This window comes from Achromobacter sp. 2789STDY5608615 (assembly GCF_001298995.1).
Classification (GTDB): Bacteria; Pseudomonadota; Gammaproteobacteria; order Burkholderiales; family Burkholderiaceae_B; genus Achromobacter; species Achromobacter insuavis.
Genome location: NZ_CYTY01000028.1, coordinates 29136 through 51020 on the forward strand (window position 1 = coordinate 29136; position 21885 = coordinate 51020).

At 68.4% G+C, this 21885-nt stretch carries 19 protein-coding genes; 6 read left to right on the forward strand and 13 right to left on the reverse strand.

The features are described from left to right. On the forward strand, positions 1-670 hold a 670-nt coding region (locus tag AOZ49_RS21845; protein WP_156355719.1), incomplete at its 5' end, for an NAD(P)/FAD-dependent oxidoreductase. A gap of 28 nt (positions 671-698) precedes the next feature. Beyond that, on the forward strand, positions 699-1403 hold the full coding sequence (locus AOZ49_RS21850) for an aspartate/glutamate racemase family protein (RefSeq protein ID WP_082380539.1): 705 nt from the start codon (positions 699-701) through the stop codon (positions 1401-1403). Positions 1404-1496: 93 nt separating this feature from the next. On the opposite strand, the gene AOZ49_RS21855 is transcribed toward AOZ49_RS21850, so the two are convergent. From AOZ49_RS21855 to AOZ49_RS21865, 3 genes are all read right to left on the reverse strand, one after another. Beyond that, complete coding sequence (locus tag AOZ49_RS21855; protein ID WP_054431669.1) at positions 1497-2291, reverse strand: ABC transporter ATP-binding protein; 795 nt, start codon at positions 2289-2291, stop codon at positions 1497-1499. A gap of 1 nt (position 2292) precedes the next feature. After that, the gene (locus tag AOZ49_RS21860) at positions 2293-3183 is read right to left on the reverse strand and encodes an ABC transporter permease (RefSeq protein ID WP_006390578.1); all 891 of its coding nucleotides are present in this window, start codon (positions 3181-3183) and stop codon (positions 2293-2295) included. Between the two features lie 389 nt (positions 3184-3572). Beyond that, positions 3573-4544 (reverse strand): ABC transporter substrate-binding protein, encoded by a 972-nt coding sequence (locus AOZ49_RS21865; RefSeq protein WP_054431670.1) that lies wholly within the window; start codon positions 4542-4544, stop codon positions 3573-3575. A 242-nt stretch (positions 4545-4786) separates the two neighbouring features. On the opposite strand from AOZ49_RS21865, the gene AOZ49_RS21870 reads away from it, so the two are divergent. Next, positions 4787-5743, forward strand: a complete 957-nt coding sequence (locus tag AOZ49_RS21870) for an aldo/keto reductase (protein WP_054477732.1) — start codon at positions 4787-4789, stop codon at positions 5741-5743. A gap of 27 nt (positions 5744-5770) precedes the next feature. On the opposite strand, the gene AOZ49_RS21875 is transcribed toward AOZ49_RS21870, so the two are convergent. From AOZ49_RS21875 to bktB, 10 genes are all read right to left on the reverse strand, one after another. Further along, the gene (locus AOZ49_RS21875) at positions 5771-8206 is read right to left on the reverse strand and encodes a TonB-dependent siderophore receptor (protein ID WP_054431672.1); all 2436 of its coding nucleotides are present in this window, start codon (positions 8204-8206) and stop codon (positions 5771-5773) included. A 121-nt stretch (positions 8207-8327) separates the two neighbouring features. After that, complete coding sequence (locus tag AOZ49_RS21880) at positions 8328-9290, reverse strand: FecR domain-containing protein (protein ID WP_054477734.1); 963 nt, start codon at positions 9288-9290, stop codon at positions 8328-8330. Then, entirely contained in the window at positions 9284-9790 is a 507-nt protein-coding gene (locus AOZ49_RS21885; protein ID WP_054431674.1) for a sigma-70 family RNA polymerase sigma factor, read from the reverse strand. Before AOZ49_RS21885 ends, AOZ49_RS21880 begins: the two co-directional genes overlap by 7 nt. A 72-nt stretch (positions 9791-9862) precedes the next feature. Beyond that, the gene (locus AOZ49_RS21890) at positions 9863-10837 is read right to left on the reverse strand and encodes a Bug family tripartite tricarboxylate transporter substrate binding protein (protein WP_054477737.1); all 975 of its coding nucleotides are present in this window, start codon (positions 10835-10837) and stop codon (positions 9863-9865) included. A 160-nt stretch (positions 10838-10997) separates the two neighbouring features. Next, positions 10998-12539, reverse strand: a complete 1542-nt coding sequence (locus AOZ49_RS21895) for a malonate--CoA ligase (RefSeq protein WP_054477739.1) — start codon at positions 12537-12539, stop codon at positions 10998-11000. A 5-nt stretch (positions 12540-12544) separates the two neighbouring features. Beyond that, positions 12545-13336 carry an enoyl-CoA hydratase/isomerase family protein gene (locus AOZ49_RS21900; protein WP_054477741.1) on the reverse strand — a complete coding sequence of 264 codons (792 nt, stop codon included), beginning with the start codon at positions 13334-13336 and terminating at the stop codon, positions 12545-12547. Between the two features lie 45 nt (positions 13337-13381). Next, positions 13382-14698, reverse strand: coding sequence for a malonyl-CoA decarboxylase domain-containing protein (locus tag AOZ49_RS21905; protein ID WP_054477743.1), 1317 nt, complete (start codon positions 14696-14698; stop codon positions 13382-13384). Further along, positions 14649-15398: a GntR family transcriptional regulator gene (locus AOZ49_RS21910; RefSeq protein WP_054477745.1), complete on the reverse strand. Its 750-nt coding sequence runs from the start codon at positions 15396-15398 to the stop codon at positions 14649-14651. The genes AOZ49_RS21905 and AOZ49_RS21910 overlap by 50 nt, the downstream gene beginning before the upstream one ends. Positions 15399-15583: 185 nt before the next feature. Then, positions 15584-16354, reverse strand: a complete 771-nt coding sequence (locus AOZ49_RS21915; protein WP_054477747.1) for a class I SAM-dependent methyltransferase — start codon at positions 16352-16354, stop codon at positions 15584-15586. Between the two features lie 101 nt (positions 16355-16455). Next, entirely contained in the window at positions 16456-17637 is a 1182-nt protein-coding gene (bktB, locus tag AOZ49_RS21920; RefSeq protein WP_054431681.1) for a beta-ketothiolase BktB, read from the reverse strand. Positions 17638-18006: 369 nt separating this feature from the next. On the opposite strand from bktB, the gene AOZ49_RS21925 reads away from it, so the two are divergent. From AOZ49_RS21925 to AOZ49_RS21935, 3 genes are read left to right on the forward strand one after another with little or no spacing between them, the layout of a single operon-like run. Beyond that, positions 18007-19275: a carbohydrate porin gene (locus AOZ49_RS21925; RefSeq protein ID WP_054431741.1), complete on the forward strand. Its 1269-nt coding sequence runs from the start codon at positions 18007-18009 to the stop codon at positions 19273-19275. 26 nt (positions 19276-19301) lie between these two features. After that, entirely contained in the window at positions 19302-20318 is a 1017-nt protein-coding gene (gene xylF, locus AOZ49_RS21930) for a D-xylose ABC transporter substrate-binding protein (protein WP_054431682.1), read from the forward strand. Between the two features lie 14 nt (positions 20319-20332). Continuing rightward, positions 20333-21880, forward strand: a complete 1548-nt coding sequence (locus tag AOZ49_RS21935; RefSeq protein WP_054431683.1) for a xylose ABC transporter ATP-binding protein — start codon at positions 20333-20335, stop codon at positions 21878-21880. The last annotated feature ends 5 nt before the right edge of the window (positions 21881-21885 follow it).

A 21885-nucleotide genomic window follows, 5' to 3' on the forward strand; every position in this document is an offset into this window, starting at 1 on the left:
TTCGGTGGACGATCCCGGCGCCGTGACCGCGGCCTACGCCGACCTGTTCCAGCGCTCGGGCGGCGTCTTGCGCACGCTGCGGGCCGCCGCCATCCGCCGCGACGGCGGGCGCGGCTGGATCGTGCAGGGCGACGCCGGCACGCAAACGCTGGCCGCGCCCGACCTGGTGGTGGCGCTGGGCCCGTGGTCCAAGGCCCTGCTCAAAACCACCGGCATCGACCTGCCGCTGGCGTTCGAGCGCGGTTATCACATGCATTACGGCGCCGCCGACGGCCCGGCGCTGGGCCGTCCCATCTACGACACCGGCGGCGGCTACGTGCTGTCGCCGATGGCGCGCGGCCTGCGGCTGACCACCGGCGTCGAGCTGGACGACTGCGACGCGCCCGCCCGCCCCGCGCAGCTGGACCTGGCCGAGGCGCGGGCGCGCGAGGCGATCGGCCTGGGCGAGCGGCTGGACCCGCAGGCCTGGCTGGGCCGGCGCCCGACGCTGCCGGACAGCCGCCCGATGATCGGCCAGGCGCCGCGCCATCCGGGCCTGTGGCTGGCGCTGGGCCACCAGCACATCGGTTTCAGCACGGCGCCAGGAACCGCGCAGATACTGGGTGAACTGATGACCGACGGCGGCGCGGCCAGCCGCCATGGCGCATTCCGTCCGGAACGCTTCATCTAGGGCGTATCGACATTCACAGGAGCCTTGCGTGGCCACGAACGATGCAACCGTCCCCGCCGCGCCCACGGCCCCCGCCGCCTTTCTCGGCCTGCTGATGCTGGACACGCGCTTCCCGCGCCCGCCCGGCGACGTCGGCAACCCCGAGACCTACGCCCGCGCCGGCATCCCGGCGCGCTTCGTCACGGTGCCGGGCGCCTCGCCGCGCAAGATCGTGCAGGAGGCCGACCCAGCCTTCCTGCAACCGTTCATCGATGCCGCGGTGGGTCTGGCGCGCGACGGCGCCGCGCTGATCTCCACCAGTTGCGGGTTCCTGGCGCGCTACCAGGACGCCCTGCAGGCCGCCGTGCCGGTGCCGGTGGTGTCGTCCAGCCTGCTGCAATGCCGCGGCCTGGCGCGGGTGGGCATCGTCACCTTCGACGCCGCCTCGCTCGACCGCGCCTTGCTGGATGCGGCCGGCGTGCCCGCCAACGCCGTGGTCGAAGGCCTGGCGCCCGGTTGCGAGATGCAGGCGCGCATCCTGGAGAACGCGCCGGACATGGATCTGGCGCGGGTCGAGCGCGACGTGGTCGAGGCCGCCGAACGGCTGGCGCGGCGCGCCCCGGACCTGACCGACATCGTGCTCGAATGCACCAACATGCCGCCGTATCGCGAGGCCGTGGCGCGCGCCACCGGCCTGCCGGTGCACGACATCGAGACGCTGCTGCTGCGCGCCTGGCGCGCGCGGGCGGCCTGACCGCGCCACGCGCCGCCATGAAAAAACCCGGCGCGATCCAGGGGATCCGCGCCGGGTCTTGCGCCAGCCGCCCGTGGCGGCCGGATCATCCGGTCAGCCCAGCAGCAAGGCGTCGTCCGACAGCTTTTCGCCGCGCACGCGCTCGAACATGGCCAGCAGGTCCGGCACGTCCATGCCGCGGCGTTCGTCGCCCGACACGTCCAGCACCACCTGGCCCTGGTGCAGCATCACGGTGCGGTCGCCCACGTCGAGCGCCTGGCGCATGCTGTGCGTGACCATCATGGTGGTCAGCTTGCTTTCGGCCACGATGCGCGCCGTCAGCTGCAGCACGAAGTCGGCGGTGCGCGGGTCGAGCGCGGCGGTGTGCTCGTCCAGCAGCAGGATGCGCGACGGCTGCAGCGCCGCCATCAGCAGGCTCACGGCCTGGCGCTGGCCGCCCGAGAGCAGGCCGATGCGGTCGGTGAGGCGGTTTTCCAGGCCCAGGCCCAGCGTGGCCAGGCGTTCGCGGAAACCTTCCTTCATCGAGGCCTTGACCGCGCGGCCATAGCCGCGGCGCGCGCCGCGCAACTGCGCCAGCGCCATGTTCTCTTCGATGGTCAGGTCTTCGCAGGTGCCGGCCATCGGATCCTGGAACACGCGCGCCACGCGCGAGGCGCGGCCCCACACCGGCTGGCGCGTGACATCGGCGCCGTCGATCTCGATGCGGCCCGAATCGACCGGCAGGTCGCCCGAGACGGCGTTCAGGAAGGTCGACTTGCCGGCGCCGTTGGAACCGATGACGGTGACGAACTGGCCCGAGGGGATGTCCAGCGACAGCCCGCGCAGCGCGCGCGTTTCGATCGGCGTGCCGGCGTTGAAAGTGATCTTGAGGTCTTTTGCGGACAACATATCAGCGCCCCTTCTTGCCGAACAGCCGGCGCTTGAGCATGGGAATGACCAGGGCGACCGTGACCAGCACCGCGGTGACGAGGTTCAGGTCCTGCGCCTTCAGGCCGATGAAATCGCTGTTCAGCGCCAGCGCGATGAAGAAGCGGTAGACGATGGCGCCGATGATGACGGCCAGCGTGGCCAGCACCAGCTTGCGCGACGGCAGGATGCTTTCGCCGACGATCACCGCGGCCAGGCCGATGACGATGGTGCCGATGCCCATGGAGATGTCGGAACCGCCCTGGGTCTGCGCGAACAGCGCGCCGGCCATCGCGACCAGCGCGTTCGACAGCGCCATGCCGCCCAGGATCATGCGGCCGGTGTTGACGCCCTGCGCGCGGGCCATGCGGCCGTTCGAGCCGGTGGCGCGCACCGCCAGGCCGGTCTGGGTGGCGAAGAACCAGTCCAGCGCCAGCTTGGCCAGGATCACGATGACCACCAGGATCAGCGGCCGCGCCACGTAGTCCGACAGCCAGCCCGGCTGCAGGATGGTGAACACGGTGGGTTCGGTGATCAGCGGCACGTTGGGCTTGCCCATGATGCGCAGGTTCACGGAATACAGCGCGATCATCATCAGGATGCTGGCCAGCAGATCCATGATCTTGAGCTTGACGTTGAGCCAGCCGGTGACCAGGCCCGCGGCGGCGCCGGCGAAGGTGGCGGCGATGGTGGCCACGAACGGGTCGGTGCCCGAGGCGATCAGCGTGGCACAGACGGCGCCGCCCAGCGGGAAACTGCCGTCAACGGTCAGGTCCGGAAAGCGCAGCAGGCGAAAGGAGATATATACGCCCAAGGCCACCAGGCTGAAGATCAGGCCGATCTCCAGTGCGCCTAACAACGAGAACAATGACATGGGTCAAATCCAATCAGGTAGGGAACGAGCATATTAGAGATTAGGAACGTCCGAATTCTTGCGTTTCGGGGTCAGTTTTACCCGAGCTTTCGCAATAAACGTTTCCTGCCGTGCGATTTTCTCTCGATTCCTGCCAAGGCGTTGCCGGGCTTGGCGGCCAGGGCCGCAAGCGGGCTGCTTGAGGGGCGCTCCGGGGAGCAAAACGCGGCATGCGGTCCGTGACCAACCTGCCGTTCAAGGCCAACGCCATCGCGCCGGGCCGCGCGCATCTTGTGAATGCTGCCGCCCTGTGGACCCCGCGTACCGGCACGGGGCAAACACAAGAAAACAAGATAAAACAAAACCCCGCCATGCCGGGTGGGCACGGGCGGGGCCGAACGACTTGCGCTTTACTTTACCACCACCGCGGCCGACTTGATGATCGCGTCGGACAGCGTCACGCCTTGCTTGGCGGCGGCGCCCGGGTTCACGTAGAGCTCCAGCTTGGAGATGGTTTCGGACGGGATCGCGCCGGGCTTCTCGCCCTTGAGGATGCGCACCACGACCTTGCCGGTCTGCACGCCCAGGTCACGATAGTTGATGCCCAGGGCGGCGATGCCGCCGCGCTTGACGCTGTCGGTGTCCGAGGCGATCAGCGGGATCTTGGCGTCGTTGCCGACCTTCACCAGCGACTCGTAGGCCGAGACCACGTTGTTGTCGGTGTTGGTGTAGATGACGTCGACCTTGCCGATCAGGCTGCGGGCGGCGGACGCCACGTCGACCGAACGCGGGGCGGCGGCTTCGACCAGGCTCATGCCCGACTTGGGCAGGATTTCCTGCAGCTTCTTGACCACCACGACCGAGTTGGCCTCGCCCGGGTTGTAGACGATGCCGACGCGCTTGGCGTTGGGCACGATCTTCTTGATCAGCTCGACCTGCTTGTCCAGCGCCAGCAGGTCCGACACGCCGGTGACGTTGGTGCCGGAGGCATCCATGCTGGGCACCAGCTGGGCGGCGACCGGGTCGGTCACGGCGGAATACACCACCGGCACGTCCTTGGTGGCGGCCACGACGGCCTGGGCCGACGGGGTGGCGATGGCGACGATGGCGTCGGGCTTGTCGCCGACGAACTTGCGCGCGATCTGGGCGGCGGTGCCGGTGTTGCCCTGCGCGCTCTGGTATTGCCACTTCAGGTTCTTGCCCGGCTCGTAGCCGGCTTGCTTGAGGGCGTCCTGCACCCCGTCACGCACGGCGTCCAGCGCCGGATGCTCGACGATGGCGGTGATCGCCACCGACTTCTGCTGCGCCGCCACCGGCGCGGCGATCGCCATCGCCAGCGCCATCGCGCCAACCGTCAGAAAATGTTTTTTTCCGATCAGCATAGGTAAGCTCCTTGAACCCTTGGTATTTGTTCATTATTACGGCTGTTCCGCGGGCTTCCCCGCGGTCCGGACAGCCGTAAAGCCGTATAGTCTAACGTGTCGCAACACAAATTCACTTGGGGGGAATCCCTGAAATGGTGCATGCGCGGCACGCCTGCCCCATGCCGGGGCGCGCGGCGCCAATATACTAAAAGCGCCGCGCCCGCGCGACACGACATCCGCGACATCCAAAGGGCCATATCATGATCAAACGCGCATTGGGCCGTTCCGGCCTGCAGATCCCTCCCCTCACCTTCGGCGGCAACGTCTTCGGCTGGACCGTCGACGAAGCCGGCACGTTCTCGCTGCTGGACGCGCTGGTCGATGCCGGCCTGAACTTCATCGACACGGCCGACGTCTACTCCCGCTGGGTGCCCGGCAACCAGGGCGGCGAATCCGAAGCCCTGATCGGCAAGTGGCTCAAGCGCTCGGGCAAGCGCGACCAGGTGCTCATCGCCACCAAGGTCGGCATGGAAATGGGCCCGGACGCCAAGGGCCTGGCGCCGGCCTACATCCGGCGCTCGCTGGACGCCTCGCTGGCGCGGCTGCAGACCGACCACGTCGACCTGTACCAGTCGCACAAGGACGACCCCGACACCCCGATGACCGACACGCTGGGCGAGTACGCCAAGCTGATCGAGGCCGGCAAGGTGCGCGCCATCGGCGCCTCCAACTACACCGCGGTGCGCTTGTCCGAGGCGCTGATCGCCAGCGAACGGCACAACCTGCCGCGCTACGAGAGCATCCAGCCGGAATACAACCTGTACAGCCGCGAGCCGTTCGAGGGGCACCTGCAGGCGCTGGTCAAGGCGCAGGACCTGGGCACCATCAACTACTACGCGCTGGCCAGCGGCTTTCTCAGCGGCAAATACCGCAGCCCGGCCGACGTCGGCAAGAGCGCGCGCGGCAAGAAGATCGTCGACACCTACCTGAACGATCGCGGCTACCGCATCCTGAAGGCACTGGATGAAGTCGCCGAGGATGCCAACTGTACGCCCGCGCAGGCCGCGCTGGCCTGGCAGATCGCCCAGCCGGGCATCACCTCGCCGATCGTCAGCGCCACCTCGCTGGCGCAGCTGGACGAACTGGTCAAGGCTGCCAGCCTGACGCTGACGCGCGATCAGCTGGCCAGACTCAGCCTGGCCAGCGACTGGCGCTGAAGAGGCCGGGCAGCCGCGGCGAAGGCCCTAGAAGCGCTGGGTCAGCGTGACCAGCGCGCTGCGGCCTTCGCCGTAGAAGACCGAGTTGTAAAAGCCCATCGAGCGGTAGTACTTCTTGTCGGCCAGGTTGCGCACATTGAGTTGCAGCTGGGTCTTGTCGCTGAAGTTGTACTGCGCCATCAGGTCGAACAACGCGTAGGGCTTCTGCACGATCGCGCCGGACTGCAGGCCGTAATAGGTCTGCGCGCTGGTCTGGCTCTGCCAGCGCACGCCGCCGCCCACGGTCAGCTTGTTCAGGGCGCCGGGCAGGCGATAAGCCGTGCTCAGCTTGAGCAATTGCTCCGGTTGCGTGGTCAGCACCTTCTTGCCATTGTTGTCCTTGGACTGGCGATAGGTGTATCCCAGGAACACGTTCCAGCCCGGCGTCACCTCGCCCGCCAATTCGACCTCGAAGCCGCGCGTGCGGGTGCCGTCCAGGATGTAGTACCAGCCGTCGTCGTGCGCGTAGTCGTAACCGCCATACTCGGCGACGTCCTTCTGGTCGGTCTGGAACACCGCCACCGAAGCGTTCAGGCGCCCATCCAGGTACGAGGCCTTCAGACCCGCCTCGTAGTTGTGGCCGTAGGCCGGGCCCGCCATGCTCCAGTCCCGCGTCTTCACCATCTGCGGCTGGAAGATGTTGGTATAGCTGGCGTAGGCGGTATAGGTGTCGTCCAGGTCGTAGGTCATTCCCACGTAGGGCGTGACTTCCGAATAGGTGTGCGAATAGCCCGCGATGCCGCCGCTGGTCTCGGAGGACTGCCAGCGCGTCCAGCGCGCGCCGGTGAGCAGGTGCAGGCTGTCGGTCAGCCCCAGGCGCAGCGTGCCGTAGATGCCGGTCTGTTTGTCGCGGTGAGTTTGCGACAGCGACAGGATGTCCCAATTAGGCGTGGGCCAGTCGCCCGTCCAGTGCCTGATGTCCGGGATCGGATAGCCCGCCTGGTCACTGGTGTCCCAACTCTGGTTCCAGGCCTTGATGACCGAATGCGAGAAACCGAGGTTGAACTGGTGACGCCGGCCGAAGGCATCGAAGCCGCCGTCGAGCGATCCGCCGTACACGTCCTGGTCGCTGCCGCCCTTGAACTTGCGCAGCAGCGGCGGTTCGGAAAAGCCGTCGATGGTCAGCGGCACGTCGGAGGTGAACAGCAGCGGCGCGTTGAAGGTGTTCTCCAGCCGCGTGTATGACAGGCGCGCGTTCCAGCCGTTGGCGAAACCGTGCTCGACCTGGGCGAAATACTCGTGCGAGTCGGTATCCCAACGCGACCACTTGGCGCCCATGGCCTGGCCCTTGGGCCAGTCTATCGGCTTGCCGTTGGCATCCAGCGCCGGCAGGCCGCCCCAGCTGATGCCGCTGGGCCGGGTGCGCTGCACCGATCCGCCGACGCTGACGGTGGTGGCCTCGGCCACGTCGGCCTCGATAATGCCATACAGCACGTCGCGCTTCTTCTTGTACAGGTCCATGGTGTCGCCACGGCGCTCCTTGGCGCCGACCAGCCGGCCGCGCACCGAACCCGACGCGTTGAACGGCGTCGACAGGTCGATCTCGCCGCGATAGGTATCCTCGGTGCCGGCGGCCGCCTTCACGCTGCCCTGGAAATCCCGCGTCGGCCGCTTGCGGATGAAATTGACCGAGCCGCCCGGATTGCCGGTGCCGCTCATCAGGCCGGTCGCGCCGCGAATGATCTCGACGTGGTCGTAGATCACCGGATCGAGATTGCCGTCGCCGAACTGGTACAGGCTGTTCAAGGGCTTGACCACGCCGTCGAACTGGAAGGTGTCCAGCGAGAAGCCGCGCGAGTAGTAGCTCAGGCGTTCCGATTCGGCCTGCTGCACATTCATGCCGGTGGCGTTTTCCATCACGTCGCGCACGCTGCTGATGGAGCGATCGTCCAGCTGCTGGCGGGTCAGCACGCTGGTGGACTGCGGCGTTTCGCGCTGCGACAGCACCAGTCCGTTGGCCGAACGCATCCAGTCGGCGGTGTAGAGGCCGGAGCCTTCCGTGGTGGCGCCAGCCCCCAGCACCAGCACCGGCGCCAGCTGGGTGGTCTGGCCGGTCCGCTGCAACAGATAGTCGCCGTCACCGCGGCGCAAAACCTCGAGCGAAGTGCCCGCGAGCAACGCGGCAAAGCCTTGCTCCGCGCTGTAATCGCCTTGCAGGCCATGGCTCTGCATGCCCTCGGTCAAGGCCGGGTCGAACGACAGCAGCACCTGTTTCTGTTGCGCAAACCCCGCCAATGCCGCGCCCAGCGGACCGGCCGGCACATTGACACCGCGGCCGGCGGTGGCAGCCGGCGCGGCCTGCGCGCGCACCGGCTGCGGCGCCAAGGCGGCGCCTGCCATGGCGGCCAGCACCAGCGCAGCGAACGCCTTCATGCGCAGGCTGGCCGGCGCGTCAGGGTGGGTAGGAGAAAAAGGCAGAGACATATCGTGGGTTTCCAGGCAATGAAAGTCGGGGCTACACCCGTATGCCAATCGAGACCACGAAAGTGACAGGCCCTGCCTGGCTTTTTTTCGGACGGCTGGCGCGCGGCCCGCCGCAAGCGGCTCAAGACCTGGCCCGCAGCGTCACCCAATAGCGCGTGTAGCGCTCGACCCGCACCGGCAGGGCGCGCTCGACCGCGGCCAGGATGCGGTCGCTGTCGCCCAGCGGGTAAGAACCGGAAATGCGCAACGCGGCCACAGAGGGATCACAGGCGATGCGACCGGACCGGTGCCGCCCCAGCTCGGCAATGAAGTCGTCCAGCCGCATGTTGTCGGCATAGAGCGCGCCTTGGACCCAGGCGGCGGCATGCGGCGCCGGCCGCGCCGGCTGCACCAGCACGCGGTCGAAGTACGCCGAGAAGCCGGCCTCGATGGTGCGCGCCGCGTCGGCGGCGCCATTCGCGGGCTCGATCCGTACCGCGCCTTGGCTCACGGCGGTCCAGGCCTGCCCGTCCAGCAGCCGCACCGTGTAGCGCGTGCCCAGCGCCGTGACCTGGCCCATGGGTGTGACCACCCGCAGCGGCCGCGGCGGCTGACGCGCGTCGGGATGAGACGCCACGTGCAATTCACCGCGCCGCAGGATGACCAGGCGCTGGCCGGCATCGAAGCGCACGTCAGCGGCGCTGTCGGTATTCAAGGTAAGGATGCTGCCATCGTCCAGCGTGACGCTGCGGCGCTCACCGACACGCGTACTCAGCGCCGCCGTCCAGGTCTGCCATTGCAGGCCCGCGGCCGTCAAGCCGCCGGCGCCCAATACCAGCGACAGCGCCTTCAAGGCCTGACGCCGGCCCCGCGAGCGAGGCTGGTCAAGCGCGGCTATCCCGGCCTGCGGGTCGACCTGGCCGAACTGGCGGCCCAGGCATTCCACCCGATCCCAGGCGGCCTGGTGCGCCGGACTGGCCTGCAGCCAATGGCGCCACGCCGCGGTATCGGCGGCGCCCGCCTCTTCCGCCCCGAGCCGCACGAACCACAGACTGGCTTCGCGGATCACGGCCTCGGGCAACTTGTCGGCCCGGACATTCACCATGCCGACAGGCAATGCTGCATGGCGCGCGCCAGATACTGGCGCACGGAACTGACGGAGACCTGCAGGCATTCAGCGATCTCGCCGTGGCGCAACCCTTCCAGTTGCGACAACAGGAACGCCTTGCGCACCTTGGGCGGCAGGCCGTCGAGCAGCCGGTCGATCTCGATCAGCGCCTCCAGCGCCAACGCGCGGCGTTCCGGCGACGGGGCCAGCCCATCTTCGTGGGCCGCCAGCGTGTCGAGATAGGCGCGCTCGATGTCGCGCCGCCGGAACAGGTTGACCATCAGGCCGTGGGCGATGGTCACCAGGTAGGCGCGCGGCTCGCGGTAGCTGCGCGCCTCTCCGGCGCGCAGCAGCACCTTGAGGAAGGTGTCCTGCGTCAGGTCGGCCGCGTCGAATGGGCAGCCGGTCTTGCGCCGCAACCAATCGCGCAGCCAGGACTGGTGTTGCTGGTAAAGCCCTTCGACAGGCGCGTGAGCGCCGCTGTGATTGATGGCCATGCGACGGACCGGAAGGTGGATGGAATAATGATAATGGTTATCAATTGTAATCCACTCCGGCCCGACCACGCATCAATCCAGCTTCACCCCCGAGTCCGACACCACCTTGGCCCAGCGCGACACTTCGCTGTCGACGAACTTGCCGAAGGCCGGACCGGTCAGCGTCGGCACCGCCGTGCCGTTGCTCTCCCAGGTCTCCTTGATCTTGGGCGTGTTCAGGGCCTTGGTGATCTCGGCGGTCATGCGGTCCACCGCCTCCTGCGGCGTGCCGGCGGGCGCCCAGATCGCATACCAGGTCGACACCACGTAGTTCGGCACGCCGGCCTCGGCCGCGGTCGGCACCTCCGGCAGCGACGGCGAGCGCTGGTCGGCGGCCACCGCCAGCGGCTTGATCGCGCCCGAACGGATGTGACCCGACGACGACCCCAGGCCATCGAAGGCCAGGTCCACCTGCCCGCCGATCAGCGCGGTCAGCATCGGCCCCGCGCCCTGGTACGGCACATCGACCAGCTTGATGCCGGTCTGCATGGCGAACAGCTCCCCGGCCAGGTGATGGGTGCTGCCCTTGCCGGCGGTGCCGAAGTTGATCTCGCCGGGATGCTTCTTGGCGTAGGCGATGAATTCCTGCACCGTCTTGACCGGCAGCTTGCTGGCGTTGATGACCACCACCTGCGGCGGCTGCGCCACCAGCGCCACCGGCACGAAGTCCTTCTGGATGTTGTAGTTCAGGCTCTTGTACAGCGACGGCGCCAGCGCGTGGTGCGCGCCGCCCATGAAGAAGGTGTAACCATCGGGCCGGGCCTTGGCGGCCACGCCGGCGCCGACGGTGCCGCCCGCGCCGCCCTTGTTGTCGATCACGACCGACTGGCCCATTTGCATCGTCAACTGCTGGGCCAGGGGCCGGGCGAAGGTATCGGTGCCGCCCCCGGCGGGAAAGGGCACGATGAGCGTGATGGGCCGTTCCGGCCAGGACGCGGCGCCGGCGCTGCCGGCAAAGCCCGCGGCCAGCGTGGCCAGCAGGGCCGCGGCGAGTGTGCGGTATTTCATATTGTCTCCTCTTGCTGCAGCGTGGGGACGGCGCGTTTCCCGCGTCTCGTCTCTTGTGTTCTTGGGTTGGGATGCTGCCTGGTTCGGGAATCTTTCTGGAAGGGATCGGGCTCCTTGAAAAAAATGGCCGGCCCCGATGGACCGGCCTGGCATGGCGACGCTACAGCGCCTGATAGGTTTCGCGCAGCACGTTCTTCTGCACCTTGCCCATGGTGTTGCGCGGCAGCTGGTCGACGATGTGCACGCGCTTGGGCACCTTGAAGTTGGCGATGCGCGCCTTCAGCTCGGCCTGCATGGCGGCGGCGTCCAGCGACACGCCGTCCTTGGGCACCACCACCGCCACCACGGCCTCGCCGAAGTCGGCGTGCGGCACGCCGATGACGGCCGATTCGGCCACGCCCGGCATGTCGTCGATGAGCGTCTCGATCTCCTTCGGATAGACGTTGAAGCCGCCGGAGATGATCAGGTCCTTGCTGCGGCCGACGATCGACAAATAGTCGGCGGGCACGTCGCGGCCGGCGGATTCGCCGCCCCAGCGGCCCACGTCGCCGGTCTTGAACCAGCCGTCCTGGGTGAATTCCTCGCGGGTCTTTTCCGGCATGCGCCAGTAGCCCGAGAACACGTTGGGCCCGCGCACCTGCACGTTGCCGATCTCGCCCGGCGCCAGCGCGATGCCGGCGTCGTCCACCACCCGCACCAGCACGCCCGGCAAGGCCCGGCCCACCGTGCCGGCCAGGCGCTCTCCATCGGCCGCGCCATACGGATTGGAGGTCAGCATGACGGTCTCGCTCATGCCGTAGCGTTCCAGGATGGCATGGCCGCTGCGCTCGCGGAAATCGTTGAAGGTCTCGGACAGCAGCGGCGCCGAGCCCGAGATGAACAGGCGCATGTTGGCGCACACGTCGCGGTTGAAGCGCTTGTCGGCCAGCAGCCGCACGTAGTAGGTCGGCACGCCCATCATCACCGTGCTTTGCGGCAGGTAGCGCAGCGCCTGGTCGGCGTCCAGCTTGGGCAGCCAGATCATCTTCGCACCCGCCAGCAGCGCGCCGTGCGAGGCCACAAACAGGCCGTGCACGTGGAAGATCGGCAGCATGTGCAGCAGCACGTCGTCCGAACGCCAGCCCCAGTACTGGTGCAGCACCTGCGCGTTCGACGCCAGGTTGCCGTGCGACAGCATCGCGCCCTTGCTGCGGCCGGTGGTGCCCGACGTGTAGAGGATCGCGGCCAGGTCGTCCGGCTTGCGCTTGACGGTCTTGAAGGTCTGCGACAGGCCGCCGGCGGCGTCCAGCAAGGTGCCGGTGCGGTCTTCGTCGAGCGTGTAGACATGGGCGCAGCCGGCCTTGTCGGCGGCGCGCTGGACCCAGTCGCGGTTCTTGCCGGCGCAGACCACCACGGCCGGTTCGGCGTTGCCCAGGAAGTACTCGATCTCGGCTTCGCGGTAGGCGGTGTTCAGCGGCAGGTACACCAGGCCGGCGCGCAGCGTGGCCAGGTACAGCAGCAGGGCTTCAGGCGATTTCTCGACCTGCACCGCGACCCGCGCGCCCTCGGGCAGCCTGAGCGAGGTCAGCAGGTTGGCCAGGCAGGCCGTGGCGCGGTCGATGTCGTCCCAGGTGTAGGCCAGCTCCGGGGTTTCGAGCGCGACCCGTTTGCGATCGGCGGGGAATCCGCCCTCCAGCACAGCATATAGATTGGCGTTGCTCACCGTCTTCAGTCTCCGGAAAAGTGGGGGTCTACGCCGGCCAGGAAGGCACGCACGCCCTCCTTGTGGTCGCGGCTGTCGGCGTAGGAGAAATAATCCTGGTATTCGGCCTCGGTCAAGGCCCCGCCCTGCGCCAGGCGGGCGGACAGGCGCTTGTTGATGCGCGCGGCCAGCGGCGCGCCCTGACTGATGCGCTCGGCGCTGCGCCGCGCCTGCTCGCCGACCTCGGCGTCGGCCACGATGCGCGTCAGGAGGCCCAGGTCGCGCGCCTCGGCGGCGCCGAACACGCGGCCTTCGAGCAGGATGGCCAGCGTCGCGGCGCGGCCGGCCAGCGCCAGCAGGCCGCGCATTTCGTCGGGCGCCATGGGAAAGCCGAGCCGGTTGATCGGCACGCCGAAACGGGCCGATTCGCCGGCGATGCGCAAGTCGCACTGGCAGGCGATCTCCAGCCCGCCGCCGACGCACACCCCTTCGATCTGCGCCACCACCGGGTGCGGGCATTGCGCCACGGCCATCAAGGCGGGCGCGAGGATCTCGCGGTGGTAGCGCTGCACGCCCGCGGCGTCGGCGCGCTCGGCCGGAAACTCGCGGATGTCCGCGCCCGCGGCGAAATTGCCGCCCTCGCCGCGCACGATCACGCAGCGCAGCGTGTCGTCCGCCGCGATGCGCGTGAACACGTCGCGCAGTTCGCGCCACATGCCCACGGTGATGGCGTTCAGGCGCCCCGGGTGCGACAGCGTCACCCAGGCCAGTTGCCCGTCGCGGTGCAGCCGTACACGGCCTGCCGTGTCGTCCGTCATGTCCCCTCGCTGGTTATCGTTCTTGATCTCGTGGCGCGCCGCCGTTCAGGCCGCGCGCCCCACGCTGCGGCTGACCTGGGGCTTGCCGTCATGCAGGCGCGCCAGGTTGCCGTCCAGTTCATCCAGGTCGTACAGGTAATTGACCATCAGGCCGCAGGACTGCTTGAGTCCCTTGGCCGAGGTGTCCGCCGCCCAGTTCAGGCGCTCGATGCGCGCGCCGTTGCCCAGGTGAAAGCGCGCCACCGCATCCAGCGGCAGGCCGTTCTTCATGGCTTGCAGATAGTGCGCGGTGAGCCGGAAGCCGGCGCGCTTGACCACGTCGGGCGTGGCCTTGCCCTGCGCGGCGCGCGCCAGCCGCGCCACCCAGCGCTGGCCGTCCGGCACGCCGGCGCGCTGGCGCGTCTTGGCGCGCGACTTGTCCTCGCGCACGATGGCCTCGACCGCGTCGGCGTCGAGCTTGCCGAGCCAGTCGGCGAAGCCCGGGATCGGCGACAGGGTCGCGAACGACTTGAGCTGCGGCAGTTCTTCCAGCAATTGCTCGACCACGCGCTTGAGCAGGAAGTTGCCGAAGCTGATGCCCTTCAGGCCGGCCTGCGTGTTCGAGATCGAATAGAAGATCGCCCAGCGCGCCTTGCCCAGGTCCTGCCGCGGCGCGGCGCTGTCCAGCACCGCCTGCACGTTGTCGGCCATGCTGCCGGCGAACGCCACCTCGACGAAGATCAGCGGCACATCCGGCATCTGCGGATGGAAATAGGCATAGCAGCGGCGGTCCGGCGCCACGCGGTGGCGCAGGTCGTCCCACGACTGGATCTCGTGCACGGCCTCGTAGATGATCAGCTTCTCCAGCAGCGAGGCCGGCGAGTCCCAGGTCAGCGGCCGCAGTTCCAGCAGGCCGACGTCGAACCACGCCGACAGCAGGCCTTCCAGGTCCTTGTCGAGCGCCTGGACGCCGGCCACCTGCTTGCGCCAGCGCAGCATGTCGGCGCGCAGCTCCACCAGGAAGCGCAGGCCCGCCGGCTGCGCGTTCAGGCGCTTGAAGAACCGCACGCCTTCGCCGCCGTCGCCGCCGAACGTGCCGCGCACCTGCGTCAGCGCGGCCAGCATCAGGCGGCGGTCCTTGCCATCGGCCGCCACATACAGCTCGCGCCAGCGCCGCGCCAGCTTGTTGGCCGCCACGTCGGTCAGGCGCGCCTCGAACAGCCGCCGCACTTCGGATTCGCTCGGCAGGCGGCCGCGCTCCCACAGGCGCCCGAGGCGCGTGATCAGGCTGTCGCCGGCATCCGCGGCGGTCTCGCCCGACTCGGCGTCGGTGTCAGGCGTGCGTGCGACGCGCGCGGACTCGAGATGGACGGGTGCGTTCATGGACGGACTCCTCTGCAACGGGAAGATCGGAAAGCGGCGGCGCCTCGTCGTCGGCGGCCAGGGCGCGCAGCACTTCGAGCTGGCGCATCAGGTGATGGCGCGCCAGCGCTTCGGCGCGTTCGGGATCGCGGGCCTTCAGGGCCTCGAAGATGGCCAGGTGCTCGGCGCAGGATTCCTCGATGCGGCCGGGCCAGGCCAGGCTGCGGTGGCGCGACAGGCTCAGCACCTTGCGCAGGTTGCCCACCATGTCGACCAGCCACTGGTTGCCTGCGAGCGCCTGCACCGCTTCGTGGATCAGGTAGTTGGTCTGGTAGTACGCGTCGATGCGGCCGGCGGCGGCGTGGCCGGCGAGCGCCTCGTGCAGCGGCGCCAGCGCTTCCAGCTGCGCATCCGAGGCCTTGCACGCGGCCTCGTGGGCGCAGCGCCCTTCCAGCATGGCCATCAGCGGGAAGATGTCTTCCAGGTCCTGCGCCGACAGTTCATTGACGAAGCAGCCGCGGCGCGGCTCCAGCCGCACCAGGCCTTCGGTGGCGAGCACCTTCAGCGCCTCGCGCAGCGGCGTGCGCGAGATGCCCAGTTCGCCGGCCAGCCGCAGTTCGTCGATCCATTCGCCGTTGCGCAGCGCGCGCGCATGGATCATGCCGCGAAGACGATCCGCGACTTCCAGGTACAGGGCTTGCCGGACGATGGGTGAGGTCATGGGCAGACGGCCTGACAGCGCCGTAATTCATAATTATGAATAAGCCCATCATATCCCCGTCCCAGCGAAACGGACCAGTCTGATGTTGTAAGGACTTGCCCTAGGGTCTCGCCAACGGGCGCCGGACGCCCCTGACGCACAACAGGGCGCCCGCGGCCGCCGGGCCGCGGGAAACCGGGGACGGCTCAGAAATGCAGGATGCCGTCGACCGCGTGGCGGGTCAGCGAACGCGCCCAGCGACGCGCCGGCAAGCCGTATTGGGATTCGACCACCTCGGCCCGCGCCAGCAGGTCGGCCGGCGTCACCGCCAGGCGCGGACCCGAAAACGCCAGCACGATCTGGTTGCCGGCGTCGATCTCGGGCAGCAGCACGATGCGGTCGTCGAAGGCCTTGGACAGATTGTCGATGTTCTTGCCAAAGCTCTCGTGACGGCCGAACAGGTTCACCGCCACCACCCCGACCTCGCCCAGCACGCGGCGGCAATCGCGGTAGAACTTGACGCTGTCGCGCACCGGCCCCTGGGCCGAGGCGTCGTACAGATCGACCATCAGCACCGGGCAGCGGCCGGCGTTGAGCGGATCGGCGGCCCATTCGGCGGCGTCGGCGTGCTCGACCCGCAACCGGTTCTCGCCCGGCAGGCGGAAGAACATGTGGCAGGCGGCGGTGACGCGCGGGTTCCATTCCACCGCCAGCAGCGGCGCGCGCGTGTGTTTGGCGCAGAACCGCGCCAGCGAGCCGGCGCCCAGGCCGAACATGCCGATGGCCTCATCCTTGGGCGGTTCCAGGAACAGCAGCCAGGCCATCATCTGGCTGGTGTATTCCAGCACCAGTTCCGCCGGAGTCTTGATGCGCATGGCGCCCTGGACCCATTCGGTGTTGAAGTGCAGATAGCGCACGCCGTCCACTTCCGACAGGGTCGACTGGTCGAGTTCGGAGGGGAATTTGGATTTGTACATGGCGCGATTGTAGGGCCGGCGCCAGTCACGACAAGGGCGGGCCATCGCGGCCCGCCCTGGATGCGGGATGCGCCGTCAAGGGCGCATCGATGTCGCGGCGCTCAGATACGCTCGAAGATCGCCGCGATGCCCTGCCCGCCGCCGATGCACATGGTGACCAGCGCGTAGCGGCCCTGCACGCGCTGCAGTTCATGCAGCGCCTTGACGGTGATGATGGCGCCGGTGGCGCCGATCGGGTGGCCCAGGCCGATGCCGCTGCCGTTGGGGTTGACCTTGGCCGGATCCAGCTTCAGTTCGCGGGTCACCGCGCAAGCCTGCGCGGCGAAGGCCTCGTTGGCCTCGATCACGTCGAGCTGGTCCACCGTCAGGCCGGCGCGCTTGAGCGCGGCCTGCGTGGCCGGCACCGGGCCGATGCCCATGATGGTCGGATCGACGCCCGCGTGGGCATACGCCACCAGCCGCGCCAGCGGCTTGACGCCGCGCTTGGCCGCAACCGAGGCGTTCATCAGCACCAACGCGCCGGCGCCGTCGTTCAGGCCCGAAGCGTTGCCGGCGGTGACGGTGCCGTTTTCTTTCTGGAACACCGGCTTGAGCGTGGCCAGGCTGTCCGCCGTGACGTCGCGGCGCACGTGTTCGTCGGTGTCGAACACGACCTCGCCCTTGCGCGTCTTCTGCACGATCGGCACGATCTGGTCGCGGAAATAACCGGCCTCGATGGCGCTGGCGGCGCGGCGATGCGATTCGGCGGCGAGCGCGTCCTGGTCCTGGCGGCTGATGCCGAACTGGGCCGCGACGTTCTCGGCGGTCACGCCCATGTGCATGCGCCCGAACGGATCCGACAGCGCGCCGGTCATCATGTCCTGCATGACGCTGTCGCCCATGCGCGCGCCCCAGCGCTGCGCCGGCGCGATGTAGGGCGCGCGGCTCATGCTCTCGGCGCCCGCGCCGATGGCGATCTCGGCGTCGCCCAGCAGAATGGTCTGGGCCGCCGAGACGATGGCCTGCAGGCCCGAGCCGCACAGGCGGTTGACGTTGAAGGCCGGCGTTTCCTTGGCGATGCCGGCGTTCATGGCGGCGACGCGCGACAGGTACATGTCGCGCGGCTCGGTATTGATGACGTGGCCCACGGCGACATGGCCGACCTCGTCGCCCTTGACGCCCGCGCGCTCCAGCGCGGCCTTGATGACCGTGGCGCCCAGATCGCAGGGCGGCACGTCTTTCAGGGCGCCGCCGAAATCGCCGATGGCGGTACGGACGGCGGACGCGACGATGACTTCGTTCATGGTGTTTCCTCCTGGTTATCCGCCCATCATACTCGCGCGCCCCGCCCCTCCCGGCGGCCCTCGGCGCCCCGCTCTCGCCAGGCGAAAGTGCCTCTGCACAACCACTGAAAAAGCACCGCCCTCCCCGGGCAATCCCTAACCTCCACCGCAATTGACAGCGCTGTCAATTTTGCAGACACTAGCTTCGCCGGTACCTGCCGGTCAACAAAAAACAAGCCGCGACGGCCCACGGCACGGGCGGCATCAGGAGACAAAGTCATGGCAATACCTCCCTGCTTCCCGGCAGCGGCAGGGACCGGCGTGCACCTCCGGCCCCTCCGCTTGCCGTCCCAACCCGCCCGCCCGGGCCGCTGGCTGTCCTGGCTGCTGATGGCGGGCCTGCTGTCGACCGCCGGCGCGGCCCGGGCCTACGACCTGCAGACCAGCCCCTACCTGCTGGGCGACTGGGGCGGCCTGCGCACCCGCCTGGCCGAAAGCGGCGTGACCCTGAACCTGGGCTACACCGGCGAGGCCGCGCACAACTTCAGCGGCGGCCAGGACAAGCTGACGCGCTACACCGACCAGTGGGTCATCGGCGCCACGATGGACCTGGACAAGCTGCTCGGCTGGCATGGCGGCACGTTCCAGATGACCATCACCGACCGCAACGGCCGCAACCTGGGCGCCGACGCCGGCATCGGCAACAACATGCTGATCCAGGAGGTCTACGGCCGCGGCCAGACCTGGCACATGACGCAGTTCTGGTTGAACCAGGCCTTCCTGGACAACCGGGTGCAGTGGAAGATCGGCCGCCTCACCGTGGGCGAGGACTTCGCCAGCTTTTCCTGCGACTTCCAGAACCTGACCTTCTGCGGCTCGCAGCCCGGCAACCTGGTGGGCAGCTACTGGGTCAACTGGCCGACCAGCCAGTGGGCCACGCGCCTGAAGGTCAACACGTCCGAGCAGACCTACGTGCAGGCGGGCGTCTATCAGGTCAATCCCAACTACGTGGACGACGGCTACGCGCGCCGCCACGGCCTGTCGCTGGACAATCCCAACGGCACCACCGGCGCGCTGATCCCGGTGGAAGTCGGCTGGCTGCCGGCCTGGAACGGCCTGCCTGGCTCGTACAAGTTCGGCGCCTGGTACAACACCTCCGACGGCAAGGACCTGTACCAGGACATCAACCACGCGCCGCGCGGCGAAACCGGGCTGGCGCCGCGCGAGCGCAACGGCCAGTATGGTTTCTATCTCAACTTCGAGCAGCAGGTCAGCGGCACCGCCGGCGGCCGCGGCGCCTCGGTGTTCCTGAACGTGTCGCAGGCCGACCGCGCCACCGCCGCGCAGGATCACCAGATCGCGCTCGGGCTGCAGTACAAAGGACCGTTCGGCCTGGCGCGCGACGTCATCGGCGTGGCGATCGGCGCGACCCACAACAACGGCCGCTATGCCGACTACGTGCGCCAGCAGGACCAGCGCCTGGGCACCAGCACCAAGGTGGGCGATGGCTATGAATACGTGGCCGAGGCGTACTACAGCTGGTCGCCGGTCCCCTCCATCTACCTGCGCCCCAATCTGCAGTACATCAGGCATCCTGGCGGCACCAGCGCCAACCACGACGCCTTCATCGTAGGCTTGAAGACCGGTATCACTTTCTGAGCGCGAAGCGCCACTAGGAGACTGACATGACCCCATTCTTGCGCCGCCTGCTGGCCTGCGCGCTGGCCCTGCCCGCGGTCCTGCTCGCCAGCCCCGCCGCCCACGCCAGCAAGGACGCGCCCGTGATCGGCTTTTCCATCGACGACCTGCGGGTCGAGCGCTGGACCCGCGACCGCAACTATTTCGTCGAGGCCGCGACCGCCCTGGGCGCCAAGGTCAACGTGCAATCGGCCAACGCCAGCGAATCGCGCCAGATCGCCCAGGTCGAGAACCTGATCGCCGAAGGCGTCGATGCCCTGGTCATCGTGCCGTTCAATTCCAAGGTGCTGGGCAGCGCCATCGCCAAGGCGCACCGCAACGGCATCAAGGTCATCGCCTACGACCGGCTGATCCTCGGCGCGCCGCTGGACGGCTACGTGTCGTTCGACAACATCAAGGTGGGCGAAATGCAGGCCCAGGGCATGGTCGACGCCGTGCCCAAGGGCCGCTACTACCTGCTGGGCGGCGCCTCCACCGACAACAACTCGCGCATGTTCCGCGAGGGCCAGATGAACGTGCTCAAGCCGCTGGTCGCCAAGGGCGACATCACCATCGTCGGCGAGCAGTGGACGCCCGAATGGGATCCGTCCAAGGCCCAGACCATCATCGAGAACGCGCTGAACGCCAACGACAACAACATCCAGGCCATCGTCGCCTCCAACGACGGCACCGCCGGCGGCGCGATCCAGGCGCTGGCGGGACAGAAACTGGCGGGCAAGGTCGCGGTCTCCGGCCAGGACGCCGACCTGGCCGGCGTGCGCCGCGTGGCGGCGGGCACGCAGACCATGACGGTCTACAAGCCGATCAAGACCATCGCCGAGGCGGCCGCGCAGATGGCGGTCAACCTGGTGCAGGGCAAGACGCCCGCTTTCAACGCCAAGCTCGACAACGGCAAGGGCGAGGTCAACTCCCTCCTCATCAAGCCCACGCTGGTCACGCGCGACAATCTGGATATCCTGGTCAAGGACGGGTTCTATACGGCAGACCAGATCGCGGGCAAGTAGCCGGGAGACGCACCATGGAGCAGCAGCAACCGCTGTTTGAAATGCGCGGCATCGTCAAGGAATTCGCGGGCGTGCGCGCGCTGTCGGGCGTCAGCCTGGCCGTGCGGCCCGGCGAATGCCTGGGATTGTGCGGCGAGAACGGCGCCGGCAAATCGACCCTGATGAAGGTGCTGTCGGGGGTCTACCCCCATGGCAGCTACCAGGGCCAGATCGTGTGGCAAGGGCGCGAGCTGCGCGCGCGCTCGATCCGCGACAGCGAAGCCGCCGGCATCGTCATCCTGCACCAGGAGCTGATGCTGGTGCAGCAGCTGAGCGTCACCGAGAACATCTTCCTGGGCAACGAAATGCGCCTGCCCGGCGGCCGCATGGACTACCCGTCCATGCACCGGCGCGCCGCCGAGCTGCTGGCGCGGCTCAAGCTCACCGATGTCAACGTGGCCGCCCCCGTCATGAACTACGGCAACGGCCACCAGCAGTTGTTCGAGATCGCCAAGGCGCTGGCCAAGGAGGCGCGCCTGCTGATCTTCGACGAGCCGACCTCCTCGCTCAGCGCCAAGGAAATCGGCGTGCTGCTGGCCATCATCGAAGACCTCAAGCGCGCCGGCGTGGCCTGCATCTACATCTCGCACAAGCTCGACGAGGTCAAGCGCGTCTGCGACACCATCACCGTGATCCGCGACGGCCAGCACATCGCCACCCAGCCGGCGGACGCGCTCGACGAGGACGGCATCATCGGCCTGATGGTCGGGCGCGCGCTCGAATCGCGCTTTCCGCGCACCGAACGCCAACCGGGCGCGGTGGTGCTGGAAGCGCGCGGCGTGACCTGCTGGGACGTCACCAATCCGCGGCGCAAGCGGGTCGACGACGCCGCGCTGCAGGTGCGCGCCGGCGAGATCCTCGGCATCGCCGGCCTGGTGGGCGCGGGCCGCACCGAGCTGGTGTCGGCGATCTACGGCGCCTACGCCGGCCGCTATCACGCGCAGGTGCGGGTGTCCGGCCAGCCGGTGCGCATCACGTCCCCGGCCGATGCCATCGCGCACGGCCTGTGCCTGGTGCCCGAGGACCGCAAGCGCCACGGCATCGTGCCCTTGATGAGCGTGGCCGAGAACATCACCCTGGCCAGTCTGGCCGACCACGCCCGCGCCGCGCGTGTCGACGGCGATTCGGAGCTGGCCACGGTCGAGCGCGAGATCGCGCGCCTGCGCATCAAGACGGCCAGCCCCGGCCTGCCGGTGGCCAGCCTGTCCGGCGGCAACCAGCAGAAAGTGGTGCTGGCCAAGATGGCGCTCAAGCAGCCCAAGGTGCTGATCCTGGACGAACCCACCCGCGGCGTGGACATCGGCGCCAAGTACGACATCTACAAGATGATCTTCGACCTCGCCGACCGCGGCGTGGCCATCGTCATGGTGTCGTCCGAACTGCCCGAGATCCTCGGCATGAGCGATCGCGTGCTGGTCATGAACGCCGGCCGCATCGCGGGAGACTTTCCCATCCAGGGCCTGACGCCGGAACGCGTGCTCGCCGCCGCCCTCAACACCGACCCGCTGCGGCACGCCGCCTGAACGCC

What these genes read in the sequence shown, in the direction of transcription:
- AOZ49_RS21855 (WP_054431669.1), bottom strand. Translation starts at nt 2,291, where the DNA reads ATGTTGTCCGCAAAAGACCTCAAGATCACTTTCAACGCCGGCACGCCG.
- AOZ49_RS21860 (WP_006390578.1), bottom strand. Translation starts at nt 3,183, where the DNA reads ATGTCATTGTTCTCGTTGTTAGGCGCACTGGAGATCGGCCTGATCTTC.
- AOZ49_RS21865 (WP_054431670.1), bottom strand. Translation starts at nt 4,544, where the DNA reads ATGCTGATCGGAAAAAAACATTTTCTGACGGTTGGCGCGATGGCGCTG.
- AOZ49_RS21870 (WP_054477732.1), top strand. Translation starts at nt 4,787, where the DNA reads ATGATCAAACGCGCATTGGGCCGTTCCGGCCTGCAGATCCCTCCCCTC.
- AOZ49_RS21875 (WP_054431672.1), bottom strand. Translation starts at nt 8,206, where the DNA reads ATGTCTCTGCCTTTTTCTCCTACCCACCCTGACGCGCCGGCCAGCCTG.
- AOZ49_RS21880 (WP_054477734.1), bottom strand. Translation starts at nt 9,290, where the DNA reads ATGGTGAATGTCCGGGCCGACAAGTTGCCCGAGGCCGTGATCCGCGAA.
- AOZ49_RS21885 (WP_054431674.1), bottom strand. Translation starts at nt 9,790, where the DNA reads ATGGCCATCAATCACAGCGGCGCTCACGCGCCTGTCGAAGGGCTTTAC.
- AOZ49_RS21890 (WP_054477737.1), bottom strand. Translation starts at nt 10,837, where the DNA reads ATGAAATACCGCACACTCGCCGCGGCCCTGCTGGCCACGCTGGCCGCG.
- AOZ49_RS21900 (WP_054477741.1), bottom strand. Translation starts at nt 13,336, where the DNA reads ATGACGGACGACACGGCAGGCCGTGTACGGCTGCACCGCGACGGGCAA.
- AOZ49_RS21905 (WP_054477743.1), bottom strand. Translation starts at nt 14,698, where the DNA reads ATGAACGCACCCGTCCATCTCGAGTCCGCGCGCGTCGCACGCACGCCT.
- AOZ49_RS21910 (WP_054477745.1), bottom strand. Translation starts at nt 15,398, where the DNA reads ATGACCTCACCCATCGTCCGGCAAGCCCTGTACCTGGAAGTCGCGGAT.
- AOZ49_RS21915 (WP_054477747.1), bottom strand. Translation starts at nt 16,354, where the DNA reads ATGTACAAATCCAAATTCCCCTCCGAACTCGACCAGTCGACCCTGTCG.
- bktB (WP_054431681.1), bottom strand. Translation starts at nt 17,637, where the DNA reads ATGAACGAAGTCATCGTCGCGTCCGCCGTCCGTACCGCCATCGGCGAT.
- AOZ49_RS21925 (WP_054431741.1), top strand. Translation starts at nt 18,007, where the DNA reads ATGGCGGGCCTGCTGTCGACCGCCGGCGCGGCCCGGGCCTACGACCTG.
- xylF (WP_054431682.1), top strand. Translation starts at nt 19,302, where the DNA reads ATGACCCCATTCTTGCGCCGCCTGCTGGCCTGCGCGCTGGCCCTGCCC.
- AOZ49_RS21935 (WP_054431683.1), top strand. Translation starts at nt 20,333, where the DNA reads ATGGAGCAGCAGCAACCGCTGTTTGAAATGCGCGGCATCGTCAAGGAA.